At 64.7% G+C, this 9,217-nt stretch carries 9 protein-coding genes; 5 read left to right on the plus strand and 4 right to left on the minus strand.

The genetic code is table 11. From position 1 onward, the window contains the following. Positions 1-216 precede the first annotated feature (216 nt). A complete protein-coding gene (locus Q0R27_RS02545) occupies positions 217-606 on the plus strand; it encodes a VOC family protein (protein WP_293940614.1) in 390 nt (129 codons plus the stop codon). A gap of 131 nt (positions 607-737) precedes the next feature. Next, a complete protein-coding gene (locus Q0R27_RS02550; RefSeq protein ID WP_293940605.1) occupies positions 738-1,328 on the plus strand; it encodes an NADPH-dependent FMN reductase in 591 nt (196 codons plus the stop codon). A 38-nt stretch (positions 1,329-1,366) separates the two neighbouring features. Here the strand turns inward: Q0R27_RS02550 and dcd are convergent, their stop codons facing one another. Further along, positions 1,367-1,921 (minus strand): dCTP deaminase, encoded by a 555-nt coding sequence (gene dcd, locus Q0R27_RS02555; RefSeq protein ID WP_293940616.1) that lies wholly within the window; start codon positions 1,919-1,921, stop codon positions 1,367-1,369. A 433-nt stretch (positions 1,922-2,354) separates the two neighbouring features. Between dcd and Q0R27_RS02560 the strand changes: the two genes are divergently transcribed. Next, the gene (locus Q0R27_RS02560) at positions 2,355-3,872 is read left to right on the plus strand and encodes a replicative DNA helicase (protein ID WP_293940606.1); all 1,518 of its coding nucleotides are present in this window, start codon (positions 2,355-2,357) and stop codon (positions 3,870-3,872) included. Here the strand turns inward: Q0R27_RS02560 and astD are convergent, their stop codons facing one another. Both astD and Q0R27_RS02570 read right to left on the minus strand, forming a co-directional pair. Further along, positions 3,873-5,294, minus strand: a complete 1,422-nt coding sequence (gene astD / locus Q0R27_RS02565) for a succinylglutamate-semialdehyde dehydrogenase (RefSeq protein ID WP_293940618.1) — start codon at positions 5,292-5,294, stop codon at positions 3,873-3,875. 44 nt (positions 5,295-5,338) lie between these two features. Next, a complete protein-coding gene (locus Q0R27_RS02570) occupies positions 5,339-6,739 on the minus strand; it encodes a protein adenylyltransferase SelO family protein (RefSeq protein WP_293940607.1) in 1,401 nt (466 codons plus the stop codon). A 39-nt stretch (positions 6,740-6,778) separates the two neighbouring features. Between Q0R27_RS02570 and Q0R27_RS02575 the strand changes: the two genes are divergently transcribed. After that, positions 6,779-7,654: an alpha/beta hydrolase gene (locus Q0R27_RS02575; RefSeq protein WP_293940608.1), complete on the plus strand. Its 876-nt coding sequence runs from the start codon at positions 6,779-6,781 to the stop codon at positions 7,652-7,654. Position 7,655: 1 nt separating this feature from the next. Here the strand turns inward: Q0R27_RS02575 and Q0R27_RS02580 are convergent, their stop codons facing one another. Further along, the gene (locus tag Q0R27_RS02580) at positions 7,656-8,699 is read right to left on the minus strand and encodes a rod shape-determining protein (RefSeq protein WP_293940610.1); all 1,044 of its coding nucleotides are present in this window, start codon (positions 8,697-8,699) and stop codon (positions 7,656-7,658) included. Positions 8,700-8,984: 285 nt separating this feature from the next. Here Q0R27_RS02580 and Q0R27_RS02585 point away from each other — a divergent pair. Continuing rightward, a partial coding sequence (locus tag Q0R27_RS02585) for a hypothetical protein (RefSeq protein WP_293940612.1) occupies positions 8,985-9,217 on the plus strand: 233 nt, incomplete at its 3' end.

Here is a 9,217-nt window from a genome sequence, read left to right on the forward strand (position 1 = left end):
GCCGACGATGAACGCGTTCGACGCCGCCGCGAAGGACGGGCGCGAGGAGGCGCTGCACGACGAGCTGGTTGCGCTGTTCACTCGGCAGAACGAGGGCGATGCGGGTCGGACGCACATCCCCGCGACATTCTTGCGGGTGACCGTAAAAAAAGGCTGATCGCGCCTTGGCGGGGAGCCGTGCGCGTGGCATCGCCCAAACTGCAAAAGGAGATGCACATGTACAGCCACATGATGGTCGGATCGAACGACATCCAGCGGTCGAAGAAATTCTACGACGCGCTGTTCGTCGCGACGGGGGGCAAGCCGGGGGTCGTCGATCCCAAGGGGCGGCTGATGTACCTCAAGGACGGCGCAGTGTTTCTGGTTACCCCGCCGATCAATGGCGAGCCGGCTACGCACGGCAATGGCTGCACGGTCGGATTTGCAGTGACCGGTCCGGAGCAGGCGCACGCCTGGCACGAAGCCGGAGTTGCCGCTGGCGGCACCGCGATCGAGGATCCGCCGGGCAAGCGCAGCGGCGGCGGGATGAACCTTTATCTCGCCTATCTGCGCGATCCCGACGGCAACAAGGTGTGCGCGCTGCACCGGCTTCCGGCGGACGCCTGAGCTCAAAACAAGACCCTGATTCACGCGTTCGGTGGAAGCGCCAAGCGCTTCCACTTCAAACAATCAGGCTCTGGCACGCAACTATCTCGGGCGGGCTTCATTGAGGGGGTAACCCATCAAGGAGCCTGCCCGTGACCAAGCATCGCATCGCCTTTCTCAACGGATCGCTGCGCAAGGATAGTTTCCACAAGCGGCTCGGGCTGGCGATCACGGCGGCGGTGGACGAGCGGATGGACATCGTCCCGGTCGAGATCGGCGACTTGCCGCTCTACTCTCAGGACAAGGACGGCGATGCCGCGCCGGCGCAATATGCCGCCTTCCGCCAGGCGATCGCGGGTTGTGACGGTTTGCTGTTCGGATCCCCCGAATATAATCGCGGGATCACCGGCGCGCTGAAGAACGCCATCGACGTGGGGTCGCGGCCCTATGGCAAGAGCGTCTTCTCGAAGAAGCCCGCTGCGGTGTTCTCGGGGTCGCCGGGGATGACCGGCGGGTTCGGGTCTAACCATGCCGTGCGCCAGTGCTGCGTGTTCCTCGACGTGCCAGTGATGCAGCAGCCAGAGGCCTATTGGGGAGCGCTGAGCGATGCCAAGCTGGCCGCCGACGGAACGATCAGCGACGAAATGCTGGGCAAGTTCGTGATCGGCTTTGCATGCGCCTTTGCCGACTGGGTCGACCTGATCGTCACCGGGCGGGCGAAGCTGGCGGAGAACCCCGCATAAAGCTTCGGCAGAACCTTGGTCAGCCTTGGTCGCCCGGATCAAAGCTTGGGTAAGGTTACCCCCTGCTGATGCATATATTTGCCGGCGCGGTCGGCGTAGCTGACTTCGCACGGTTCGTTGCCCTGCAGGAACAGGAACTGGCACGCGCCTTCGTTGGCGTAGATCTTCGCGGGCAACGGGGTCGTGTTCGAAAATTCGAGCGTGACATGACCTTCCCAACCGGGTTCGAGCGGGGTGACGTTGACGATGATCCCGCAGCGCGCATAGGTCGACTTGCCGAGGCAGATGACCAGCACGTCGCGCGGCACGCGGAAATATTCGACCGTGCGGGCAAGGGCGAAGCTGTTGGGCGGGATGATGCAGCAGTTCGTCTTGCGGTCGACGAAGCTGTTGGCGGCGAAATCCTTGGGATCGACGATCGCCGAATCGACGTTGGTGAAGATCTTGAACTCGTCGGCGACGCGCGCGTCATAGCCATAGGAGGACAGGCCGTAGCTGATGCAGCCGTCGCGGCGCTGGGCCTCGACGAACGGGGTGATCATGGCGTGGTTTTGCGCTTGCTCGCGAATCCAGCGGTCGGAGAGGATGCTCATGGGGGCGACGTAGCGGTCACGCGGGGCGGAAGCGATGGCGACTGCATAGTTTTCCACAAGGCATCCACCGATATTTCGCGGTCGATGCTGGCACCGGGGAAAGAAGGCTTTACTATCCTTCGCATCGGTAAGCCGATCGGAGAGCCAGTCACCTGGTTCGACGCTGGCGTGGTCCGGTTGATTGCAACGTCCAACATACGATCAGGATTCCAAGCCTGACGTATCAGCGCCTTCAACCGGACCCGTCCTGAATATTGACGATTGTCGTATCTTGCAATGCACGATGCTTGACCGTGAGGTGTCCTGCAAAATTCGTCAGAAATCCTTGAAATCAGACGTTTTCGACGAACGATTCACATTTCGTCCCAGATAAAAATCGCACTGATGCAGAATCACGCTGGAGTGGCGCATCCGGTCAGGGGTATTGAGCCCCATGGCCGAAATCCTCCGTATCGACGGGTCGCAAGACCTGCCCGCACCGCCGACCCTCCCCGCCAATGTCGAGGCCGAGGCGGCGCTGCTTGGCGCGTTGATGATCGACAATCGGATCGTCGAGGACGTCCAGCTGCGGCTCAAAGCGCATCATTTCTTCGAGCCTTTGCACGGGCGGATCTACGACGCCGTGCTGCGCATGACCGACAAGAACATGATCGCAAATCCGGTCACGCTGCGCCCGCTGTTCGAGGCCGACGAGGCGATGAAGGAGGTTGGCGGACCGGCTTTTCTCGCGCAGTTGACCGGGTCGGGCGCGGCGGTGATCGGAGCGCGGGACTTTGCGGCGCAGATCTATGACCTGGCGTTACTGCGCGCGCTGGTCGGGGTTGGGCGCGAGATGGTCGAAGGCGCGCTCGACACCAGCGAGGACGTCGCTCCGCTGGCCCAGATCGAGCGGGCCGAGACCGAACTGTACCGCGTCGCCGAAGAGGGCGGGAGCGAGGGCAAGGTCAAGAGCTTCTCCGACGCGACCAAGGAAGCGATCAAGAATATCGAGGTCGCGCTCAACAATGGCGGGCATCTGTCGGGGATCACGACCGGGCTGGACGGGGTCAACGCCAAGATCGGCGGGCTGCACCGGTCCGACCTGACGATCCTTGCCGGGCGGCCGGGAATGGGCAAGACCAGCCTTGCGACCAACATGGCGTTCGCGGCGGCGCAGCGTTACCAGCGCGACATCGAGGACGGCATCGAGCCGGCCAAGTCGGCGGGGGCGGCGGTGGCCTTCTTCAGCCTGGAAATGTCGGCCGATCAGTTGGCGACGCGCATCCTGGCTGAGCAGTCGGGGATCAGCTCGGAAAATTTGCGCACCGGCAAGATCAGCCGGCAGGAATTCCAGCAACTGGCACGCGCGTCGGGCGAGCTGTCGAGCCTGCCGCTGTATATCGACGACACCCCGGGGCTGACCATCGCCGCGCTGCGGACACGGTCGCGGCGGTTGAAGCGGCAGAAGAATATCGGGATGATCGTGGTCGATTACCTGCAATTGCTGTCGGGTAGCGGCAAGGGCTCGTCGGGCGACAATCGGGTCCAGGAGATATCCGAGATCAGTCGCGGGCTGAAACAACTCGCCAAGGAATTGCACCTGCCGGTGCTGGCGCTGTCGCAGCTCAGTCGCGCGGTCGAGCAGCGCGAGGACAAGAAGCCGATGCTGTCGGACCTGCGCGAATCGGGCTCGATCGAGCAGGACGCCGACATCGTGCTGTTCGTGTTCCGCGAGGATTATTACGTCGCTGCGCGCGAGCCCAAGCGGGCGATGGACGGCGACGATGCCAAGGTGTTCGAAGCGCACGAGCAGTGGCAGCGCGACATGGAGCGGGTCTATGGCATGGCCGAACTGATCGTCGCCAAGCAGCGCCACGGATCGACCGGGAAGGTGCGGATGCGGTTCGACGCGCGGGTGACCAAGTTCAGCGACGCGGCGGACGAGAGCTATCTGCCCGAGATGCGGGCGTAGTTAACGCTCGGCGAAGGGGTCGCGCAGACCTTCGGTGATTGTCGCGCGGGCGAGTTCGGCTTCGACGCTGGTCACCGGATAGGCGCAGTAATCGGCGGCGTAGAACGCGCTTGGGCGGTGGTTGCCTGACAGGCCGACCCCGCCGAACGGGGCGTTGGACGGGGCGCCGTTGGTCGGCTTGTTCCAGTTGATTACGCCGGCGCGTACGTTGGCCCAATATTTGTCGTACATCTTGGGAGTGCCGCCGATCAGGCTGGCGGCGAGGCCAAAGCGGGTGTTGTTGGCCTCGTCGATCGCGGCGTCGAAACTCTTCACCCGGATCATCTGCAGCACCGGGCCGAACAATTCCTCGTCGGGGCGGTCCTTGATGTCGGTCACGTCGATCATCGCTGGGGTGAGGTAAGGGCGTTCCTCAAAGGGGCGGTCGAGGCGGCGGAGCGGCTTGCCGCCCTTCATCATCAGCCCGAGCCAGCTGTCCTGAAGCGCGTCGGCGGCGGCGATGTCGATCACCGGGCCCATGAACGGCTGCGGGTCGGCCATCGGATTATCGACGATAATGCGGTCGATGAGTCTGGTGATCGCGTCGACCAGCGGGCCTTCGGTGCCGTCCTCGACGATCAGCCTGCGGCAGGCGGTGCAGCGCTGTCCGGCGGAGAGAAAGGCCGACTGGACGATCATCGTCGCGGCGGCGTCGATGTCCTTCACGTCCCACGCGACGATCGGGTTGTTGCCGCCAAGCTCGAGCGCGAGGATCTTCTGCGGGGTCTCGGCAAACTGGCGGGCGAGGCTGGCGCCGGCGCGGGCCGAGCCGGTGAACAGCAATCCGTCGATGCCGTCCTCGCCGGCGAGCGCGCGACCTTCATCGGGTCCGCCGATGAGCAGACGGAGGACGCCGTCGGGGACGCCTGCCTCGTGGAAGCAGTCGACGAGAAAGGCGCCGCTCGCGGGGGTCTTTTCGGACGGTTTGAAAACGACCGTATTGCCGGCGATCAGCGCGGGGACGATATGGCCGTTGGGTAGGTGCGCCGGGAAATTATAGGGGCCGAGCACGGCGAGCACGCCATGCGGCTTGTGGCGGACGGCGACCTTGCTGCCGAGCGCGCCTTCCATCTTTCGCATCGGGGTGCGCTCGGAATAGGCCGAAACCGAGATGTCGACCTTGCCGATGACCGAGCCGACCTCGGCCTTGGCTTCCCAGAACGGTTTGCCGGTTTCGCGGGCGATCAGTTCGGCGAATTCGGCGGTCCGGGCGCGCACGACATTAGCGAAGCGGCGCATCGTCTCGATACGATAGCTGACCGATTGCGCCGCCCACGCGGGCCAGGCGGCGCGCGCGGCGGCGACTTCGGCCGTTGCGTCACCGATCGGTCCCGACCAGAGTTCGGTGCCGGTTGCGGGTTCGGTTGAAATCAGCCTGTTGATGGTGCCGGTCACGGCGGGCTTGCTGGCCTGTCCGATGAAGTTGGTCAAGCCGGTCGGTCCGATGTCATGGCGTCGCCCATGCGACGGATCGCGGCGAGCTTCGTTTCGAGGGGGCGCCAGTCGTCATGCTCGGCGATCGCGGCCCAAAGCGTTTCGACCTCGTCGATCGGCATGGAGCAAGGGTCTGGATCGGACCAATATTCATGAGCGGGGGGATGTTCGCGACCGGCAAGTATCGCGGCAAGGTCGCGAAACGGGTCGCTGGCGTAGAGCTCCCCGCCCGGATCGCGCCCGCCTCGCCAGTCGAAGAACAGCCGGTCGATCGGGGCCGCTCGGGTTTGGAGCGCCTTGATCAGCGCGGCGGCGAGCGGACGGTCGTCGTGGGTTGGAGCGACGCCGAGGCGGGCAACCAGCGCGATCACGAGCGCGGACTGCAAGCGGTCGCTCCAGCCATTGAGTGTGTCGGCGAGGCCGGGAACCTCGCCCAGCAGCGCGAGGCAGCCGGCGAGTTGCGCGACGTCCCAGTGGATCGCTTCGGGCTGGCGGCCGAAGGCGTAGAGCCCAGTCTCGTCGAAGTAAGCGGCGGTGAATTGCTCGTTCCATTCGGGGGTGAAGCGCCACGGGCCATAATCGAAGCTCTCGCCCGAGATGGCGATATTGTCACTGTTGAGCACGCCGTGAACGAAACCGGCGGCGAGGTAGGAGGCGGCGAGGCGCGCGGTCGCGGCGCAGACGAGTTCGAACAGGCGGGCGGCGTCTTCGAGCGGGTGGGTCCCGGCTAGTTCGCCGTAAAGGTTGGTCAGGCAGTAGCGGGTGAGCCTGGCGATATTGTCGGTTTCGCCGAGATAGGCGAGGCGCTGGAAGCTGCCGATGCGAATGTGGCCGTGGCCGAGGCGGGTGAGCACCGCCGAGCGGGTCGGGGAGGGCTCGTCGCCACGCCACAGTTCTTCGCCGGTTTCATAGAGAGCGAAGGTTTTGGAGGTATTGACCCCGAGTGCTTCGAGCATCTCGGTCGCGAGAATTTCGCGAACTCCGCCCTTGAGCGTCAGGCGGCCGTCGGCGCGGCGGCTCCACGGGGTCTGGCCCGATCCCTTGGTGGCAAGGTCGAGCAAGCGGTTCCTCCCATCTTGGGCGGGGACGTCGCGCAGTTGGGCGAAGAGGAAACCGCGGCCGTCGCCGAGCTGGGAGTTGTAATGGCGGAACTGGTGGCCGTGGTAGCGGAGCGCGAGCGGCTGCGGGAGATTGTCGGGGAGCGGTTCGAACCGGCCAAAATGGGCCTCGCGCTCCCCGGCGTCGAGGTTGCCGAGGCCGACCCGCTGCGCCCATCGGGAATTGAAGAAGCGTTCGACATGTTTCGGAAAATCGGCCGGCGCGACCGGGTCGTAAAACTCGTCGCCCAACGAAAGGATGGCGGGATCGGGGCGATAGGCTTGCGAGCGCGGCATTGCCCCGCGATAGGGGGGAACGCCGCGGAGAGGAACTCCATGCCACGCTTTACCGACCGATATATCAACAGCCCCGACGGGCTGAAGCTCCACTATCGCGATTATGACGGACCGCATGACCGGCCGCCGTTGCTGTGCATCCCGGGCCTGACCCGCAACGCGCGCGATTTCGAGCCGGTGGCCGAGCGGTTCGCGGGCGAGTGGCGGGTGATCGCGGTCGACCTGCGCGGGCGGGGCCTTAGCGAATACGATCCCGACCCGAGTCATTATACGCCGCAATTCTATGCCGCCGACCTGCTCAAGCTGCTCGACCAGCTCGGAATCGCCGATGCGGTGTTCATCGGGACGTCGCTTGGCGGGATCATCACGATGGTCATGGCGATGCGCGATGCCGAGCGGATTGCGGGCGCGCTGCTCAACGACATCGGGCCCGAAACCGAGAAGCGTGGGCTCGACCGGATTTCATCGTACGTGGGTCAGCCGACATCCTATGCGAGCTTCGACGATCTGGCGCGGTCGTTGATGGAGAATAACCACGACGCCTTTCCCGGCTGGGACCTCGCGCGGTGGGAGGCGTTTGCTCATCGCACCGCGAGCGAGCGCGATGGCGCGATCCGTTTGGACTATGACCCGGCGATCGCCGATGGATTTAACGCCGCCGCGAGCGCGCCGCCGACCGATATCTGGCCCTATTATCGCGCGCTCGCGGGGCGGCCGGTGACGGTGCTGCGCGGCGAGTTGACCGACCTGCTAGAACCCGCGGTCGCCAAGCGGATGGTGCGCGAGATACCCGACGTCGAACTGGTCGAGGTGCCCGGCGTCGGCCATGTGCCGGCGCTCGACGAGCCCGAGAGTGCCGCCGCGATCGAGCGGCTGCTCGGGCGGGTACTGGCGCGGACCGAAGACCCCGCCTGAATCAAGCGCGTTCGAGTGCTCCGCGATAATCCGGGTTCTCGAGCGCCCGCCCGGCGCCGAGCGCGACGCACATCAGCGGATTGTCGGCGATCCGCACGGGTAGCCCGGTCTCATCGGCCAGCACCGCGTCAATCTGTGGCAAAAGCGATCCGCCGCCGGTCATGGTGATGCCGTCGTCGATGATGTCGGCGGCAATCTCGGGCGCGGTATTCTCGAGTGCGCGACGGACCGCGTGGACGATCTGGCCGACGGGATCGCGCAATGCCTCGGCGAGCTCGGCCTGGGTGATTTCGACTTCGCGCGGCACCCCGCGAGCGACGTCGCGGCCGCGGACCAGCGCGCTGCGACCGCGCCCGTCGCCGGGCGGGCTGGCGATGCCCAGGTCCTTCTTGATCTTCTCGGCGGTCGCCTCGCCGATCAGGAGGTTGTGGTTGCGGCGCACAGACTGGGTGATCGCGTCGTCCATCTTGTCGCCGCCGACGCGGACCGACATGCTGTAGGTCAGGCCGTACAGCGAGATCACGCCGACCTCGGTCGTCCCGCCGCCGATATCGACCACCATCGAGCCCTTGGCCTTGATCACCTCGAGGCCGGCGCCGATCGCTGCGGCCATCGGTTCGACCAGCAGCCAGACGCGGCTGGCTCCGGCGTTGGAAGCGGCGTCGCGGATCGCGCGGCGTTCGACCTGGGTCGAGCCCGAAGGAACGCACATGACGATTTCGGGGCCGCGGGTGAAGCGGTTGCGGCCGCCGTTGGCTTTCAGGATGAAATGCTTGATCATCTGCTCGGCGACTTCGAGGTCGGCGATGACCCCGCTGCGCAACGGGCGGATAGTTTTCAGGTAGGCGGGGGTCTTGCCCATCATCAGCTTGGCATCGGCGCCGATCGCGCGGACGCGGCGGATGCCGTTGTGGGTCTCCATCGCCACCACCGACGGCTCGTTGATGACGATCCCGTGGCCGCGACGATAGACGACGGTGTTGGCCGTGCCGAGGTCGATGGCGAGATCGGTCGACGCGAAATTGAACAGGCGTCCGAATGGCATGGAGTTTCTCTTGCGTTCTCAACGAGCGTGACCCTGCGCGTCAGCTTGCGGCCCACATCAAGGCCGGATCGTCCGTTATTCGCCTATTAACGATGAACCGAGCCAAGTGATCGACCGACTGAGCGAATTGGTTAAATGCACAAAAGACCCACCTGCAGAACTTTCGCACTGAATTTGAAAAGTAATACTTATTTAATCTTGCGCAAGGATTTGAGGGGCGATAAGCAACAATCATAACGACGCCGCTGACGTTACGTCATGCCGCACAAAAAGGGGTCTAACACCATGGCTATCCGGCTGACCGCGAAGCAGAATCTGATGATCGGCACGACCTTGGTCGGTGTCGGCGCATTCATCATGCCGAATGCGGCGATGGCCGACTGCCTGCCCAATGTGGGCGGCACGGTGGTCACCTGCCTGGCGACGGACCTCGACGGCTACAACGGATCGGCGGTCAACAGCCTGACGATCAACGTCAACAATGGCGCGAGTGTCACGGGCGGCGCGCTGTCGACGGG

The sequence above is a fragment of the Sphingomonas sp. genome (genome assembly GCF_025362505.1).
In the GTDB taxonomy this organism is placed as follows: Bacteria; Pseudomonadota; Alphaproteobacteria; order Sphingomonadales; family Sphingomonadaceae; genus Sphingomicrobium.